The organism is Helicobacter apodemus (assembly GCF_000765745.2).
Classification (GTDB): domain Bacteria; phylum Campylobacterota; class Campylobacteria; order Campylobacterales; family Helicobacteraceae; genus Helicobacter_D; species Helicobacter_D apodemus.
The window spans coordinates 44,802-61,160 of record NZ_JRPC02000005.1; the positions used below are offsets into that span (position 1 = coordinate 44,802).

Sequence of the window (16,359 nt, forward strand, 5' to 3'; positions counted from 1 at the left end):
TCGCTTGTGAGCATTGGTAGTCCTTTAGGTATTTAGGTTTCTTTTGCAAATAAAAGTTGTTGATTGTATGTAAGCATAAAATTTTATTTTTGTTAGACCACTAACTTGGTAATATATATTCTTAAGCATTTATTCCAAGTAAATTTTGATTATACCTTATTAATCTCTGCTGTAATTCTACCTTGTATTTAATGTTGTCTGTATATTTCAACAAGATTTCATCGCCTATTAAATTATCAAGCACAGCGTCCAAGTCTCTAAAATTTAATCTTATCGCCTTTTTAGCACTTTTATCAAGGCTGAAAATCTTGTGAGAATTTGCGTCAATATAAATTAAATTTTGCCAATTATCAATGGCTTTTAGTGCATCAATATCTTTTGCATAATAAAAAGGCACGATATGGTGAAGCTCAAAGCGGACATCTTTTTGCACCTCGTGTTGCTTAAAATATTCTGCCTTAATTAAACTGCTGCGTTTGAATGTGATTTTTTCACCATTGATATTAGCTTTAAGCAATAGTCTTTGCCTTTCTGTATCGTATTCAAACAAAGACATCAAGTCAAAGCTATTAAACATACTTTGCGTTTCGTTTCTCCAATTATGGAAGTCTCGCTTGTCTGTTTTATTGCCTTCAAAATTTGAAGGACTGCAAAATTCACTTACGACATCTTCTACAACTTTGGCTCTTGCCTTTAAACTTCTAAATTCGTTGATAAATTCTACAATTTTATCTTTTGTTAATATGTTACCCTGATACTCCTTGCCAAGATAGGTTATAAAAAACATCATTTCACTAACGCTTATATATTGCGGTTTAAGTGCGTTTAAAATATCTAAAACATCTTGCACCACACCATCAAAAACAAAAATCCAAAGCAATACCTAAATGTCTTTGTTCATCAAAAATATCTCTTGAATGGATAAAATCCAAGCCTCTTTGTGTGATTTTTACATATCTATATTGATATTTTCTGTTTATATCACATAATTCTTTCTTTTTGCTAAATCTATCAATAAACCCCATTCTTTGCAAATTCACAAAAATAATCTTACGCATACCCATATCTGTAATACTTGCATTAAGACTTAACAAATCCTTATTAACCTTATTATTCGTTTTAGCCGCTTATTAAATTCTTTTATGGTAAAATGTATTTGTTATCGTCTTTCCTGTTATTCTAGTTTTAGCCGCTTATTAAATTCTTTTATGGTAAAATATATCCACTTATAACCCAATATAAAATCCCGTTTTAGCCGCTTATTAAATTCTTTTATGGTAAAATGGAATGTTCTCTAAGCTCTTATGCCCGATAGTTTTAGCCGCTTATTAAATTCTTTTATGGTAAAATTTAGATTTTAAAGATTTTAACTTTATCTTAGTTTTAGCCGCTTATTAAATTCTTTTATGGTAAAATGATATTAGGTTCAATATTTATCAGTGGTCTGTTTTAGCCGCTTATTAAATTCTTTTATGGTAAAATTGAGTGCTAGAGAGGGAATGTTTGTTTTAAGTTTTAGCCGCTTATTAAATTCTTTTATGGTAAAATCCTCACTTAATTTTTAGAATCTGTGAGGATGTTTTAGCCGCTTATTAAATTCTTTTATGGTAAAATGGAGGATTTACTCTCTAAATGGGCTTATGAGTTTTAGCCGCTTATTAAATTCTTTTATGGTAAAATTCTTTTAAAGCAGTATAATCACTGCTTTTGGTTTTAGCCGCTTATTAAATTCTTTTATGGTAAAATTTAGCCTATAATATTTTGCACAATTATGATGTTTTAGCCGCTTATTAAATTCTTTTATGGTAAAATACACTTTCTCAATTATCGTATTTTGCGGTATTTGAAAGGCTTTAAGGGTGTAAAATATCCTAAATGAGTGATTTTTAAGAAAATCTAAGATATAATCCCACTAAAGAATTTAACAAGCGGCTAAAATAAGGAGTTTTCGGTCTCCGCAGGGTTACAATCCCTTAAAACCGAATCTACTTTAAATCTTTTTACCAATAAGTATTTTCAAACATTTTAGCGATTAAATCTTTAGAAACTTTGTCCTTATAACTTGACAATAGACTAAAAAAGCGTAAGCTGTCTTGGCGCATTAGCTTTTTCATTCTCACTTCTACTGCCTAGCAATAATCGCATATTGTCAAATTGCTTTTCAGTAAGGATTAATGCCCTAATATGCCCTTTGGGAGGCACAATCAAACCCACCTTGTCCAAATAATTATTGGCACTTGCCACGCCTTTGCAGATTCTCATATATACGCTGTATTGCAACATCATAAAGCCATCTTTGATAAGATACTTACGAAATCTCGCATAATCTTTACGCTCTTTTTTACTGCAAGTTGGCATATCAAACATCACTAACACTCTCATAAATTTCTCTTCCATTACTCTTTTCCTCGCAAAATAGCGGCAGTTTAAGCTTAAGATTTTCTCTCTCTAAACATTTCACTACACTTTGCGCACTCACAACGCCTGCACGAGTAAGTGGATAAAGCTTATTTTCTACGATAACCGCACTCTGCAAAATACTTACCAGCTTCACGCGATTTTGCAAACTTAAGCTCTCCTCTAATTCCCCAACTTCAACCATCTGCACGACAACAGAATCTGCAAAGATTCTATAAGGTTCCATCAAATCATCTGCCAAATTAAAGGCATTAAACTGATTTTTATGATTTATCCCAAGTGCAGGATTTAGTCCGCTCACACAAAGACTTCTTGTAATCACTCCTCGTATAATTGCATAAGCATAATTGAGTGCAGCATTTATCGTTCCCATTTTACTCTCTTCAAAAATTTGCACTTTGCGGGAGAAGTTTTTACCAAAAAGAGCTTTGAAATAAATTGCTGCGGCTTTAGCTTCGTTATTGCTTGAATCTCCTAAATTCACACTTTTAGCTAAAGTTTCTAATTCCTCACTTTCTTTTTTATGCAGCATTTTTAGTAAAAGGGCTTGGTTGTGAATTTTTGCCTTGATGATTTGCTGCCACAGAATCGCCTTTCTTTGTTTGCTTAAGTTAATTTGGCATTGCAACACGCTAAAACTTCTAAAATGCCCTAAAAATGGCATAAATAGCCCACTTGGTAGGTGGGATTCATCGCAGGTAAAAACAACAATTTTATGCAGAGCAAACGCATTTAAGAGTGCATTTGTAAGCATGATTTGATGAGATTCTAACATCACGCACAAAATATCTACAAGTGGAATCTTTACACTTTCTTTGTCTTTTTGTGCTATACAAAGATGCTTATCTTCTAAGTTTAATCTCGCGGGTGTGCTTAAAAATAAGGTGCGAAAGGCTGAATCAAACATTCCTTGCCCTCCTTATAGAATCCTAGTCTTTTCCTTTAGGGCTACTTTTGAGCTTAATCTCTTGGCGATCTTCAAACTCTGCCTTTTGCACTTCGCCCAAAGGTGAGACTTGGTGTTTTTCAAAGGTTTCAAGATTTTGGATTCCTGTTCTGCCGCCTATTATTTTATATTCTGTTTCTATGCGTTCTTGATTGTCTTCTTCATCATTTAAGGTTTTCTGCTTTTTCTTTTTTTCCTTAAGTGTAAATAGCTTACATTCATTTTCTGTCATTGTTTGGTAATCATTGTTGTGTTTTGCAACAATAATACGAGAACCATCTGTATCAAAACCTACAAAATAGCACAACTCCGCCTCTTTCATTTTCTTTTTCCGCACCTTAATTAAATCGTCTTTAAAAAGACTAAAGCAAAATTCATATTTAGTCTTATCCATTTCTATCCAATCCTTAATCACTCCGTCTTCATCTTCACCTGTGGCTACCGCTTTATTTGGCAGGATTCCAAGTGCAAAATCCATTGTATAAATGGGCACAGCATAGAATTTGCCTTTTTTGTCTTTAAAAATATCCACACGCACCATTGTTTCGTTTTTTACAATTTTATCACCAATAGCAATATCTTTTTGAGTATTATTAATCCTACGAATCTTGCCTAACTTTAGAGCCTTTCTAATGTTTTCCTCTCCCTTAAATTCATCTTTGTATTTTGCCTTTGTGGCTTTTTCTTTGGTGATGTCCTCTTGTTCTTTTTTGGATTTTATTTTAAATCTTGCCACCCAATTATTGTTACCATCTAAACAAATAGAACCAAATGTCTCCTTGTGCAAAGCTCCTCTCGCTCTTTTTCTAGGAGGCTTAGAGACAAATATTTTATTAATTTTTTCTTCAACTCTTTGCCTAAAATTCGCACAAGGCTCAAAAGGATTCCTTTGCCTTTTATATTCTTGCTCTGAAATTTGCTTAGCATAGAATTTTGCCCTATTTTGCTCTTGATTCTTTTTAAAATCTGCAAATGCCTTAATTGTCTTTGCATTAGTATAAGCAATAATCACTGCATCTACTGCGTGGTGGAGGTGATTGTTTCTATCTTTATCACCCAAGCCCCAATAATGCCTAAGCATTGATGTGAGCTGTCCGCTTATCACCTCTAGATGATTCTTGCTGCCCTTTTCTCCTGCAATCGTTACTTCATTTTCACGCAAATCTTCAAACTTTAGGCAATTATTCGTCCATTGACTTGCTAACCTTGCAATATAGCCTGTATCATTGATGTTGCGTGCAATAAAGCCAAGTTCTTTATCTTTAAAGTCCTTATTGCTGATTCTACGTTGCTTTTGTTTAGGGAGTTTTGCACTAAGGCTAAGAATCCTATCCCATTTCTCTTTATCGCTCCCAAAGGCTTCAAAAGGCGTTTTATTAAGCTTATTTTGATTTTCTTTAGCAAACACAAGCACCTTATTCATATAGCTATCATCAAAACTGCGTGAGTAGGGGTAAATATGATCCACTTGCAAGGCATTAGAATCAAAAAAATGCTTACTTGTGATTTTCTCTCCACTATAAACGCAACATTCCCCTTGCTCTATCCAAAGCTTCATCTTAAGAATATTTGCGCCATTAATGGGTAATCCTAGAATCTCACGTTGTTTTATCGCTTTTTGGTTTGCCTCAAAATGCTCTCTTTGCTCTTTTTCAATTTTCTTGCGTTCATCATAGTTTTTGCCTGCCTCACGCGTAAATTCTAAATGAATCTTATGCACATTTCCATATTTTCTTAAAAGTGCGTTGAGCACCTTGCGATACTCGCTTAATGCTCTTGCAACGACTGGATTTGCCAAATAGGGTTCATACTCTTTTAGCGGGATTAAAAACTCGCCCTTTTGCTTATACTTTCTATGCTCTTGCAATCCTACCTTTTTCACCACCTCATCATAGCTCAACCCCTCACGCATAAAGGGTAGAATCTTATCAAGTGCTTTAAGGCTTAAATCAATATGCTTTGCAAAATTCAAATTGCTTAAGGCTTCTACTTGCTCCTTGCTTAATGCGGAATAGTTTTGCAATTTTTTAGCTAAATTTTCTTTGCTTTTAATGAGGACAATATCGGTAGCGATTTTATCTAGCTCCTCACGAGGAAACTTGCTAAAGTCTCCACCCATTGCTTTTTTGAAAGCTTTAAGATTTTTTAGCTCAATAAACTTTGCCTTTTCAGCTTCTTGCATTCCTTTGGTATAATCAAGCTTAGAATCTTTAGCAAATAAAATTGACTCATTAAGTTTAAGGATTTTTCGCAATTCTTTATAACTCATCTCGCCTTTATCAAGCACAATTTTTAGAATCTCTTGAATCTTATCTTTTCCATAGGTTTCACCAATGCCAAGATTCTTACTTTTTTTCTCAAGGTTTTTTAGGGTGTTGATAATGCGTGTGAGAGCAACAAACTCCATAGCACTTAAGGAATCTTTGGGTGCGCGATTTTCATTTTCATAAAACACACATTTGCCGACTTTATCTTCAAAACTTTTTAAATCCCTTTGGTAAAAGGCTGTTTCCAAAATTTGGGATTCAAAATTTTCGCTAAAAGTTGCCCCAAAGTCTTTTTGCTTTTTAAAAATAAACTCTAGCTCATCTTTTAACCATTCTTGTCGCATTGTGTGCTGATAATTGTTGGTTGTATTACGGATTCTTTGCCCTTTGTCCTGAAACTCTTTATAGAGGTATTTACCAACCAAAAAGATAGTTTTATTATTAGTTTCATCATTGGTTTTATTATTGGTTTGATAATTGGTTTGATATTTTTTAAGTAATGTTTCATTTTGATACAACGCCTTTAGCACTTTCTCTTGCTCTTTTTTAGAATCTCCATTTGTTGTAGTAGATTCTTTTTCTTGTGGGGCTTTTTCTGCTGCCTTTTTTGCTTTCTCCTCTGCTTCTAAATCGCGTTTTGCGTGTTTGTTCCCATAGCCACGATGCTTGGCAATGTGTAAAATCACTCTTGCTAACTCTTTAGGCTCTAACTTTTGCTCCAAAGCAAGAGAGCGCAATTCATAGGGGCTTTTGGTATCTTTGGTTGTCTCATATGCCTTTGGTAATTCCCCATCATTTGCAAAATAATCGCTTAAATTTAGCCCAAACTCTTTACAAAGCAATCTTTTAATCACATTAAGCCTAACTTTTCTCCGTGCTAATCTCCGTCTAACCCCTCGTGCTTCTCTGCGTGGTGCGGCAAGCGAATCACCATTTTGTGGATTCTCCGCTTTGGTAAAGATTCTCACCCCACAATCTTTTAGCTCCTCTCCCTCTACATAAGCCCAACCAATGCTCGTAATGCCTATATCAAAACCAAGAATCCTCATCTACAAACCTCCTTTTAAACTAAATTCATCAATAATACAATAAATACCATTAATAATAACTCTTCATTTTCCTATTAAACCTACTCTAACCCTAAATATCAACAACCCTTACAAAAATCAATAAAAGTGAATTTATTCCCTTGCTTTGCCCGCTATTATAAACCGCAAAGCATTAAGCTTTATAAACCCTGCCGCATCCTTTTGGTTATAGACAGAATCCTCTTCAAAAGTGCTATAAGCCGTATTAAAAAGTGATTGCTTAGATTTCCTGCCAAGAATAGTTACATTCCCCTTATAAAGCTCTAATCGCACTTCCCCCTCTACCTTTTGTTGTGTTTTATCAATCAAGGCTTGCAGAGCTTCCCTCTCGGGACTAAACCAATATCCATTATAAATCAGACTCGCATATTTTGGCATTATTTCATCTTTCAAATGCGCTTCTTCTCTATCAAGACAAAGGGATTCCATAGCACGATGTGCTTTAAGGTAAATAGTCCCCCCCGGCGTCTCATAACAACCTCTAGACTTCATACCTACATAGCGATTTTCGACTAAATCTAACCTCCCTATACCATTATTGCCTCCTAATTCATTAAGTTTAGCCCAAAAATTTGCTGGACTTAAAGCCTCTCCATCAATAGCCACTCCATCTCCATTTTTAAAGCTAATAGTAATAATAGTTGGGGTATCGGGTGCATCTTTTGGTGAAACACTCCAACGCCACATATCTTCATTAGGTGCGACATTAGGATCTTCTAAGATTTGCCCCTCATAACTAATATGCAATAAATTTGCGTCCATTGAATATGGGGATTGATTTTGTTTCTTTTCTATAGGAATCCCTGCAGATTCCGCATAAGCAAGTAATTTCTCACGACTATTTAAATCCCATTCTCTCCAAGGAGCGATAATCTTAATATCTGGCTTCAAAGCATAAGCCCCAACCTCAAAACGCACTTGATCATTTCCCTTGCCTGTCGCTCCGTGTGCAATAGCATCCGCTCCTACTTTTGTAGCGATTTCTACCAATCTCTTAGCTATCAATGGACGCGCAATGCTTGTCCCTAAGAGATATTCACCCTCATAAATAGTATTTGCTCGAAACATAGGGAATACAAAATCCCTAATAAACTCTTCTCTCAAATCCTCAATAAAGATATTTTCGCTCTTGATTCCTAGCTTCTCTGCCTTTGCTCTTGCGGGTTCTACTTCTTCACCTTGTCCAATATCAGCAGTAAAGGTTACCACCTCACAATGATAATTATCCCCAAGCCATTTTAAAATCACACTCGTATCAAGTCCGCCACTATAAGCAAGAACTACTTTATTAACCGATTGCTTCATTTTCACTCCTTAAAAGTTTTCATAATTATATCACGAACGATAAATTAATATTCTTTTGGCTACAATTATACAAAAACAAGGAGATAGATGCGGATTGACAAATTCCTCAATGCGGTAAATATAACAAAACGACGCACCATTGCTCAAGATATGATAGACAATAAAGTTATAAAAATAGCTGGAATCCCTGTTAAAGCAAGTCGCAATGTGAAAGTTGGAGATATTATTGAAATTGCCTATCTAGAAAAATCAAGATTTTTTGAAGTGTTGCAAATCCCCTCCCAAAAAACTATTAAAAAAGAAGAATCTTCTCTTTATTATAAAGAGATTCAAAAACCAAATTAAGGAAAAATTATGTTTTATTGTGCGGGAGATATAGAGACTTTCTCATTTGCAAAACCCATTGGCATAGGATTAATACAAAGTAGCATTCAGCTAACTTATTCTATTTATAAGGATAAACCTAATGAAATTATTTTTATTGGAACTTGTGGTTGTTATGATGATTCTAAAAGCCTTTTAGAGGTTTTTGAATCTAAAAGTGCTAGTAACATCGAACTATCCTTTTTGCAACAACAATCTTATACGCCTTTAGACAACTGCATTACCCTAGAAAGTGTTTCACATGAAACACTATCACAATCAACCCCCCATAAAATCATCAACTCTAGCAACTACATTAGCACAGATAATCAGCTAACAAAAAATCTACTAAAATTTGGAATTGCTTATGAAAATATGGAGTTTTTTAGTATCTTACAGGTAGCAAAGTATTTTAATTTACCCGCTCTTGGAATATTTTGCTCTACTAATCACATTCATAAAGAATCGCATCAAGAATTTCTGGCTAATCATAAAATAGCCGTGAAAAAAATAGAATCCTATGTTAAAGACAGACAAAATGGATAAACTCTATATTTTTAACTACACTTTAGAAGAACTTGCAAAATCCCTCAAAGAGCATTTTCCCGCATTTAGAGCCAAACAAATTTACCACTGGCTCTATGTGCATTATGAAAGCCACTTTGAAAATATGGTTAATCTACCCAAAGACTTAAGAGAGTTTCTAGCACAAAACTATACAAGCACATCTACAGCCTTATTAAAAAAGGAAGAAAGTAAAGATGGGAGCATCAAATACCTCTTTAAAACCTATGATAATCATAGCTATGAATCGGTGCTAATAAGAATGAAAGAGGATAAATTTACGCTTTGTCTTTCCTCACAAATTGGTTGCAAAGTGGGCTGTAGCTTTTGTCTCACTGCTAAAGGAGGATTTGTCCGTAACCTAGAAGCAGGAGAAATGGTTTATCAAGTTTTTGCTATCAAAAAAGACCAAAACATTCCACCCAACAAGGCTATTAATATTGTTTATATGGGTATGGGGGAACCTTTAGATAATTTAGAAAATACTGCAAAATGTATCCGAATATTATCCGAGCTTGATGGCTTAAATATCTCACCGCGTCGTCAAACTCTCTCTACTAGCGGAATCGCACCAAAAATCAAAAAATTAGGGACTCTCAATCTAGGAATCCAACTTGCAATTTCTTTACACGCTGTTGATGATGATTTACGCACAGAGCTTATGCCTATCAATAAAGCCTATAATATCCAATCTATCATTCAAGAAATCTCAAACTTCCCTCTTGATAGCAGAAAACGCATAATGTTTGAATACCTCATAATTGATAGTCTCAATGATGATTTAAAAAGTGCGAAAAAACTCGTAGCCTTGCTTAATAAAATCAAGGCTAAGGTCAATCTCATTTATTTCAATCCTCATCAAGGAAGCCCCTATAAAAGACCCAGCAAAGAAAAAGTAGAAGCCTTTAGAGAATATCTCCTCCAAAAGGGACTTTTATGCACCATTAGAGAATCCAAAGGCTTAGATATAAGTGCTGCTTGTGGGCAACTTAGAGAAAAAGTGCAAGAGCAAATAGAAGTCAAGGTATAGACAAAATGAGTAGCTTAGATATTATTTTGGTGATTTTTCTAACTTTTGTCTTTATCGTAGGAATGGGAACCTTTTTGTATTATGCTTATAAAAAATAAGCCCTTATAATTATTAAAGAAGCCAATGCATAAACAATAAGCTATCTAACACTTCATACCGCTTAAATACTAATCTAATTAAATACTAATCTAATCCTAATTTTTGGGCTTCCACCTATGTTAAAAAAGGCACAAGACGAATTTAGGCTACTTAAAATAATTGCATTGCTCAATTTATAGAATATATTTAGCATCAAGCCTATTACTTTTTATCTATTTCTACGCTATGACAAACAATTGCTTAGATTCCCTGCACAATATTATTTTCATATTACAACAAGCCTTATGATAAACCCTTATAAATTCTAAAAATCCCCATACAAATAAGAAAAAACTATAAAGAGCATAAAAGCTATCACCACTAATACAAACAAACACAAATAATCTTTATTTTTGCATAGCATAAAGGATTCTATAAGGCTACCAATAAGGCTTTCTAACATTACCAACGCCAACCGTGTATTCCAACTCCACTATTAATTGGATGTCTTTCATTAAAAGCACCCAATAGTATATCTAATCCCCCACATTACACCTTACTTTATCCCCCAAGCTACAATAGGTGCGATTCTATCTTGTTGCATTCTTTCCACAGCTTCATTAACATTGGCTACACCAATAAATCCTAAAGCAAAAACTGCAGTTAAAAACACTTTTTTCATTGAATCTTCTTTAAAAATATTTTGTTAGGCTTCAAACTCTAATATGCACTAACTTAAAAAGTATTAAAATAAAAATTTTTCTTAAAAGCCTTAAGATTCTTCTTATAGGCTTGTTTATTTTTTGTTACAAGAAAATAAATGGAACACCCTTTGCTTATAATTTCTACAATACTTCAAAGGGGCGATAATGAAAAAGATCTTTCTTATACTTTTAGCAATATCTAGCTATCTTTTGGCAAGTGATGAATTAAACATTGATAATCTTTTCAAAAAACAATTAGGATTAAGGAGCATTACAAACTTTTCTTTGCTTAGCACAGGCAATGCAAATTCCTATGCCCTCTATCCCACCCTTTCAATCCAAGGAGATACAACGATATGGAAAGATACTAAGCAAATCTCCCTCAATCAAACCTTTATTTACACCTTGACACCAAAATTTGATGTTTTAATATCTGGTGGAGGAAGTTACGCAAGGAAAGAATACACAAATGCTTTCAATAGCAATTTTTCAAACGAAAATAATTTAAGCTTTGATTCCCTATGGCTTGGATTAATTTATACTTTTGATAGTGTTGCAGATTTTGTGCCACAAGTTAAATTTCAAAGTGCAGTAATACAGAGAGAAACAGCCATAGAACACACAAAAAATTTCTATTTAAAATCCCAAAATTTAGAGATGGCTCTAAGAGGATATAGCGACCCTGTAGTGTATTCTGCCTATGCAGGAGTTGGATACAATCAAGGTAGAAAGTTTAAAATGGGCAAGATTGATTATGGGAATAGCATTTATATCGGTGGGAATCTCTCTATTATCTTAAGCCCAAAAATCACTTTAGATTTAGGAGTAGAACAAAGATTCCAAACAGAGAGGAAGATTAATGAAAATCAAAGTTCGGAATTGCGTTCTATCCCTACCCTTTCTTTAGGTTCCACCTATAGCCTAAATGCTACAACAGCGATTTCTGTTAGTGGTAGCTTTGGGGGAAGTTCTGCTGCACCTGATGCGATTTTTGGCTTCAGCCTATGGAAAAAATTTTAAAAATAACCCTTAACAAAAGGTAACGACATAAAGACTTTTAACATAATAAACTCAAAGAAAAGAGCTTTTTAGATTGGTTCCATTATAGTGAGATTCAATCTTAATAATTTCAAAGGAGATTCAAAATGAAAAAACTTTTCAATGTAATGGCTATTCTAAGCTTCCTTTCTATAGTTGCTTTTGCAGAGGATTTTTTAGCAAAAGTTACTAAGGGAGCGTTAAGTGATTCTGATAAAGGGGTGAGACTTTTAAGTATAGAAGAGGAAGGAAAAGTTGTTGGAGGGTATAGATTTATTAGGTATTCAAAATATGATCATTATGGATATGGTAGATCGTATGCATTTGTTGTAACAAGTGGTTCAAATACTTATGAAAGTGCATACGATGTATCTAGAGAATTTGGATTCAATGGCTTTATTGTCGCCAAATATAGATATATGAGTGGGCAAAAACAATATTATTTAACTTATGCTACTCCTGATGGTAAAACACATGAGTTTTGGCAACATTATGGTAATGCACAAGAAGTGTTAAGACAATTTAAAGCTATATATTAATCATTTAAGGATAAAGGAGGAAAAAATGAAAGTTTCAAATTCTAATTTCAATTCTAATGCTATATATAAGATTCCTAATACAGAATCTAAGACTCCTAAACAAAATATTAATACCCAAGAAGTTTTAGATTCTTCATATCCCATAGATACCAAGAATCTTGCTATAAAGCATTCCATATCCGACTTTATCCAATATATACCTAACAATCTAACTACTATAGAACATAAAAAGACAGATATAGTAGCAGAGTTATTAAAAGATGAATTACTCATAAGAAATGCTAAGACAAACAAATCCCAAATACAAGAGGTAAGGATACAAAATGAGTTTTATGGTTATAGTGTAGATAAGCAAGGTTATCTAGGAGAGGATTTTAATGCTGCCGCTGGACTTCCAAGTGGATTTAAATTGCATAAAAGCACCTTAGAAGAAATTATAAAAATTGGGCAATGGAATTATGGAAAATGGCATAATATATTCAATGAAGCACCCATATCCAATGAAGAAGTATTCAAACACATAGATATAGCTAACACCCTTAACCAATACTATAATGTCTTTACACAAATTATGCCAGAAATCAAAGAATCTTATTCTGCAGGGGAAATTGAAAAACTACCCAAGGGTTTTAGTGATAAAAGATATATGGCAAATGAATCTATGTTAGAAGATACTGAAATGATGAAAGCATTTAGCATTATGGAAAGTTTAGAGGACTTTAAAGTTACTAATCTTTATAATAAAGAGACTTTTAGGGAAGCTAAAGTTTTAAGCTCACAATTACAAAGCATTGATCTTAATCTAAGAGTATATGAACTTAATTTCTCTGTAGAAGAGATGAAAAATTTAAACTTCTATCCACAAAAAGATACAAATTTCTCTCAAGAAGCCTTGTTTGTAAGCTTTTTAAACTCACAAGACGCTAGGGTTTTAGGTGGAGGTAAAACACAACTTAGGGAGAAGATAGAAAATCGCTTAAATGAGATACTTAGTGAAGAAGTTAGCAACAGGAGCAAAAAATTATCTTTAGAAGAGATTAACTTAAGAAAACAAGCCTTACAAAGCCCAGAGAAACTAAAAGAACTCATCAAGTTTAAATTACAAGATTCTATGGAACTTTTGGGAAAATCTAAGATTTTTGCACCTAATGAGATTGCTGCAAACTTTGGAGGTGTTACAATGGATATTTATGCCTTTACACAGCTTGGGCATTATCGCTCTAGCTTAGATTCTATGGCAACAGGCATTGATTTAACGATGAAATTTACAAAAGCGGTGCATAATAATTGGACTATTAGCCAACAAGATATTCATAACTATACCCAAGATTTATACAAAAGGGCACAAAATTTCTTGCATCAAACCAATGCATAGTGGAAATAAAATTCAACCCCAATAACAGAGATTAACGATGAAAAAACTTTTACAGGGAATCACTATCGTGGCTTTTCTTTTTACTGCAACCTTTACAAATGCAGAATTTATCGTGCAATCCTATCAAACAATAAAAAACAAAAGGGTAGTTAGGCAAAACTATGAAGAATCTTGTGGTGCTTCCTCTCTTGCTACATTGCTAAATATCTTAGACAATAGAAACTTAACCGAGGTAGAAGTTTTAAGGGTAATGAACGAAAAAATAAATACCGATATGGTAAGCTTCACAGAGCTAAAAATAGCCCTCCAAAAGCTAGGCTTTGTAGCTAATTCCTATGCTTTAAATAGAGAGACTTTAGATAAGCTTACCAATATTCCTCTGCTTGTCAAAATTGAGGATGATCCAAGATTCCCTCATTTTGTCGTTATTATTAATCACAAAGGTAATTATCTACAAATCCTTGATCCAAGCTATGGGGAATATATCAGCTCTAAGAAAGAATTTTATAGTATATGGGATAGAGATAAAAAGAGTGGATATGCTTTAATCGTAGCACCCAAGAAGTTTTTAAATGCTTTTGATTTAAAATTTCCCCATTCACTCAATTTTACTTTTTCGCCTTTTAGTTTGCATTAAATTCAATCTCAATCTTTTCTATTGCCTTAAACACTTCTTTAAAGCTTCCGCTAAAGAGTAAAGCCAAAAATCGCATCAGGTGCGGCAGAACTACCGCCTAAAGAAGCACTAAGGGATATGGCTGTATAGGAATTAATGCTATAAGTAGAACCTTAGTGTAGGAATAGAACGCAATTGTGAATTTTGCTATCCATTAATCTTTTGTTTAGAGTCTCTGTCCTACCCCTAAGTCTAATGTGATTTTTGGAGACGATAGAAAATACACCACAGGGTCGCTATATCCCCTTAAGTTTTGAGATGTTAAGTAAAAGCTTTTATACTCATTGACTGCGATTTCTCTTTGCACTACTGCACTTTGAAATTTAATGTTAGCATTCCCTGTGCTTAGTAGCTGTAAGCTTGTAATGCTTCTTAAGTCCAATTTGTTTTTTGAAAAGATTATCAATATTAATTCATCTGACGCTAAAAGCGGCAACAACTAGACAAAAACTCCCAATGATATTTTTTAAACATTGAATCCTCCAAATCAAAATTACATATAGTAACTTTTATTCCAGTTTCAAAACAAATATTTGATAAGAATCTTTGGTTTTGCTTAGAATAAACGATATTTAATTAAGAATATAACAATGTTTAAAAAGCTTTTTAGTGTTGCAATAATAAGGGGATAAGGACAATCTAATCAGGGAGCAAAAAAGGGCTAAAAAGAAGATTTTAAAATCCTTTTAAGACTTTACCCTAAAGAATGCTTGTATTTTATTTTCCCTTTAAACTTAAGCTTGTAAAAAGTTCCCTTTTAGGATTTAATGCTTATAATACCAACAAAAAAGGCTTATAAATGTCAAAAATTCCTTATGATTTTAGCCAACAAAGCACGACTTTAGTCCATATTTGTTGCAGCGTAGATAGTCATCACTTCCTTACCCAACTTAAAGAAAAATACCCCCAAAAAGCATTTTGCGGATATTTCTATAACCCCAATATCCACCCTTATGAAGAATACCTTATGCGTTTAAAAGATGTGCAAAGAAGCTGTGAAATGCTAGGAATCCCACTTATTGAGGGAGAATATGATTTACAAGAGTGGTTAAAGGGTGCTAGAGGATTAGAAGATGAGCCAGAAAAGGGGGAACGATGTAGTTATTGCTTTGATTATCGTTTAGAAAAAAGTGCGAAAATAGCCCAACAAACCCATTGCATAGAATTCACCACAACCTTACTCGCAAGCCCTATGAAATCCCAAAATGAGCTATTCTCACAAGGTGAAGCCATAGCACAAAAATACCAATTAGGATTCCTCCCCATTGATGTTAGGAGCAATGGAGGCACACAAATACAAAACCAACTTGCTAAAGAAGCAAACCTCTATCGCCAAAACTATTGTGGTTGTATCTTTGCTCTCCAAAAGCAAAGAGAAGCAGCAAATAAAATATCCCTAGAGCTACTCTCTAGTCTTAATACCCCAAAGTCTTCAAGCAATCTCCCCGCATTGCGTTTAAAAATATTCCAAACTCGAGAGGAGTTAGAAAAATCCAATAAACCCTACCAAAGCATTAAAAGAAAAATCTTGCATTACCAACTTATTCAAGGCTTATTAACGCAAGAGGGCAAAGCTATCCCTAGCTTTATCTGTAATTATTCCATACTCCCTAAAAAAACAAAAGCAAAAATAGAATTTTGGGATAATGGGATTGGTTATGCTAATAAAGAGGGGATTATGTTTTTAGAATTTGAACCTTTAAGGGAATACCTCGTCAAAGATAGCTTTGAGCAACTTCTAAAAGAAGGATTAGCTACACACAAACAAAGTGATTTGCGGCATAAACTCTATCCTTATGGATTCTTCACCTCCCCCATTATTATCCTACAAGAAGCTTTCATAGGAAATTTTACGCTAGAGATACAATCTCATCTGCAAGAAGAGTTTTTAGAAGACTTCATCCCCTCTAACGCCAAGAATCCTCTTATCTTTAAATAATATTTACAAAAAATATATTACAATTTCTC

The 16,359-nt window shown here is 33.8% G+C and carries 15 protein-coding genes, 1 pseudogene and 1 CRISPR repeat array; of the genes and pseudogenes, 8 read left to right on the plus strand and 8 right to left on the minus strand.

What is annotated here, in order from left to right:
- Positions 1-121 precede the first annotated feature (121 nt).
- The 6 genes from LS72_RS02715 to LS72_RS02740 all read right to left on the minus strand — a co-directional run bounded on the left by LS72_RS02715 (position 122) and on the right by LS72_RS02740 (position 8,024).
- Complete coding sequence (locus LS72_RS02715) at positions 122-880, minus strand: hypothetical protein (protein ID WP_034553792.1); 759 nt, start codon at positions 878-880, stop codon at positions 122-124.
- The gene (locus LS72_RS02720; protein WP_138154972.1) at positions 858-1,094 is read right to left on the minus strand and encodes a hypothetical protein; all 237 of its coding nucleotides are present in this window, start codon (positions 1,092-1,094) and stop codon (positions 858-860) included. Before LS72_RS02720 ends, LS72_RS02715 begins: the two co-directional genes overlap by 23 nt.
- A 22-nt stretch (positions 1,095-1,116) precedes the next feature.
- Positions 1,117-1,812: direct repeats of the CRISPR family, unit length 36 nt; unit sequence GTTTTAGCCGCTTATTAAATTCTTTTATGGTAAAAT.
- Positions 1,813-2,073: 261 nt separating this feature from the next.
- Positions 2,074-2,397, minus strand: a complete 324-nt coding sequence (cas2, locus tag LS72_RS02725) for a CRISPR-associated endonuclease Cas2 (RefSeq protein WP_034553795.1) — start codon at positions 2,395-2,397, stop codon at positions 2,074-2,076.
- Entirely contained in the window at positions 2,360-3,325 is a 966-nt protein-coding gene (gene cas1 / locus LS72_RS02730) for a type II CRISPR-associated endonuclease Cas1 (protein ID WP_052087284.1), read from the minus strand. The genes cas2 and cas1 overlap by 38 nt, the downstream gene beginning before the upstream one ends.
- 22 nt (positions 3,326-3,347) lie before the next feature.
- Positions 3,348-6,680 carry a type II CRISPR RNA-guided endonuclease Cas9 gene (gene cas9, locus LS72_RS02735; protein WP_034553796.1) on the minus strand — a complete coding sequence of 1,111 codons (3,333 nt, stop codon included), beginning with the start codon at positions 6,678-6,680 and terminating at the stop codon, positions 3,348-3,350.
- Positions 6,681-6,812: 132 nt separating this feature from the next.
- A complete protein-coding gene (locus LS72_RS02740) occupies positions 6,813-8,024 on the minus strand; it encodes an argininosuccinate synthase (protein ID WP_034553798.1) in 1,212 nt (403 codons plus the stop codon).
- Positions 8,025-8,111: 87 nt separating this feature from the next.
- On the opposite strand from LS72_RS02740, the gene LS72_RS02745 reads away from it, so the two are divergent.
- The 3 genes from LS72_RS02745 to rlmN are packed head-to-tail and all read left to right on the plus strand — an operon-like array spanning position 8,112 to position 9,981.
- Positions 8,112-8,369 carry an RNA-binding S4 domain-containing protein gene (locus LS72_RS02745; RefSeq protein WP_034553800.1) on the plus strand — a complete coding sequence of 86 codons (258 nt, stop codon included), beginning with the start codon at positions 8,112-8,114 and terminating at the stop codon, positions 8,367-8,369.
- 9 nt (positions 8,370-8,378) lie between these two features.
- Positions 8,379-8,933: a phosphorylase family protein gene (locus LS72_RS02750; protein ID WP_034553802.1), complete on the plus strand. Its 555-nt coding sequence runs from the start codon at positions 8,379-8,381 to the stop codon at positions 8,931-8,933.
- On the plus strand, positions 8,908-9,981 hold the full coding sequence (rlmN, locus tag LS72_RS02755; protein WP_238700676.1) for a dual-specificity RNA methyltransferase RlmN: 1,074 nt from the start codon (positions 8,908-8,910) through the stop codon (positions 9,979-9,981). Before LS72_RS02750 ends, rlmN begins: the two co-directional genes overlap by 26 nt.
- A gap of 634 nt (positions 9,982-10,615) precedes the next feature.
- Here rlmN and LS72_RS11520 read toward each other — a convergent pair.
- Entirely contained in the window at positions 10,616-10,741 is a 126-nt protein-coding gene (locus tag LS72_RS11520; protein WP_269149271.1) for a hypothetical protein, read from the minus strand.
- 187 nt (positions 10,742-10,928) lie between these two features.
- On the opposite strand from LS72_RS11520, the gene LS72_RS02760 reads away from it, so the two are divergent.
- From LS72_RS02760 to LS72_RS02775, 4 genes are all read left to right on the plus strand, one after another.
- Entirely contained in the window at positions 10,929-11,783 is an 855-nt protein-coding gene (locus LS72_RS02760; RefSeq protein WP_034555144.1) for a hypothetical protein, read from the plus strand.
- Between the two features lie 125 nt (positions 11,784-11,908).
- On the plus strand, positions 11,909-12,340 hold the full coding sequence (locus LS72_RS02765; protein WP_034555143.1) for a hypothetical protein: 432 nt from the start codon (positions 11,909-11,911) through the stop codon (positions 12,338-12,340).
- A 25-nt stretch (positions 12,341-12,365) separates the two neighbouring features.
- Positions 12,366-13,715, plus strand: a complete 1,350-nt coding sequence (locus LS72_RS02770; RefSeq protein ID WP_138154975.1) for a Cj0814 family flagellar-dependent secreted protein — start codon at positions 12,366-12,368, stop codon at positions 13,713-13,715.
- A 37-nt stretch (positions 13,716-13,752) separates the two neighbouring features.
- The gene (locus LS72_RS02775; RefSeq protein WP_034552891.1) at positions 13,753-14,352 is read left to right on the plus strand and encodes a C39 family peptidase; all 600 of its coding nucleotides are present in this window, start codon (positions 13,753-13,755) and stop codon (positions 14,350-14,352) included.
- 50 nt (positions 14,353-14,402) lie between these two features.
- Here LS72_RS02775 and LS72_RS02780 read toward each other — a convergent pair.
- Positions 14,403-14,719 (minus strand): annotated as a pseudogene (locus LS72_RS02780) (hypothetical protein); the annotation flags it as partial.
- 471 nt (positions 14,720-15,190) lie between these two features.
- Here LS72_RS02780 and LS72_RS02785 point away from each other — a divergent pair.
- Positions 15,191-16,330 (plus strand): epoxyqueuosine reductase QueH, encoded by a 1,140-nt coding sequence (locus LS72_RS02785; protein WP_034552895.1) that lies wholly within the window; start codon positions 15,191-15,193, stop codon positions 16,328-16,330.
- Positions 16,331-16,359: the final 29 nt, after the last annotated feature.

Excerpts from the sequence above, each read along its gene's own strand:
- cas2 (WP_034553795.1), bottom strand. The coding sequence starts at position 2,397 with ATGGAAGAGAAATTTATGAGAGTGTTAGTGATGTTTGATATGCCAACT.
- cas1 (WP_052087284.1), bottom strand. The coding sequence starts at position 3,325 with ATGTTTGATTCAGCCTTTCGCACCTTATTTTTAAGCACACCCGCGAGA.
- cas9 (WP_034553796.1), bottom strand. The coding sequence starts at position 6,680 with ATGAGGATTCTTGGTTTTGATATAGGCATTACGAGCATTGGTTGGGCT.
- LS72_RS02740 (WP_034553798.1), bottom strand. The coding sequence starts at position 8,024 with ATGAAGCAATCGGTTAATAAAGTAGTTCTTGCTTATAGTGGCGGACTT.
- LS72_RS02745 (WP_034553800.1), top strand. The coding sequence starts at position 8,112 with ATGCGGATTGACAAATTCCTCAATGCGGTAAATATAACAAAACGACGC.
- LS72_RS02750 (WP_034553802.1), top strand. The coding sequence starts at position 8,379 with ATGTTTTATTGTGCGGGAGATATAGAGACTTTCTCATTTGCAAAACCC.
- rlmN (WP_238700676.1), top strand. The coding sequence starts at position 8,908 with ATGTTAAAGACAGACAAAATGGATAAACTCTATATTTTTAACTACACT.
- LS72_RS11520 (WP_269149271.1), bottom strand. The coding sequence starts at position 10,741 with ATGAAAAAAGTGTTTTTAACTGCAGTTTTTGCTTTAGGATTTATTGGT.
- LS72_RS02760 (WP_034555144.1), top strand. The coding sequence starts at position 10,929 with ATGAAAAAGATCTTTCTTATACTTTTAGCAATATCTAGCTATCTTTTG.
- LS72_RS02765 (WP_034555143.1), top strand. The coding sequence starts at position 11,909 with ATGAAAAAACTTTTCAATGTAATGGCTATTCTAAGCTTCCTTTCTATA.
- LS72_RS02770 (WP_138154975.1), top strand. The coding sequence starts at position 12,366 with ATGAAAGTTTCAAATTCTAATTTCAATTCTAATGCTATATATAAGATT.
- LS72_RS02775 (WP_034552891.1), top strand. The coding sequence starts at position 13,753 with ATGAAAAAACTTTTACAGGGAATCACTATCGTGGCTTTTCTTTTTACT.
- LS72_RS02785 (WP_034552895.1), top strand. The coding sequence starts at position 15,191 with ATGTCAAAAATTCCTTATGATTTTAGCCAACAAAGCACGACTTTAGTC.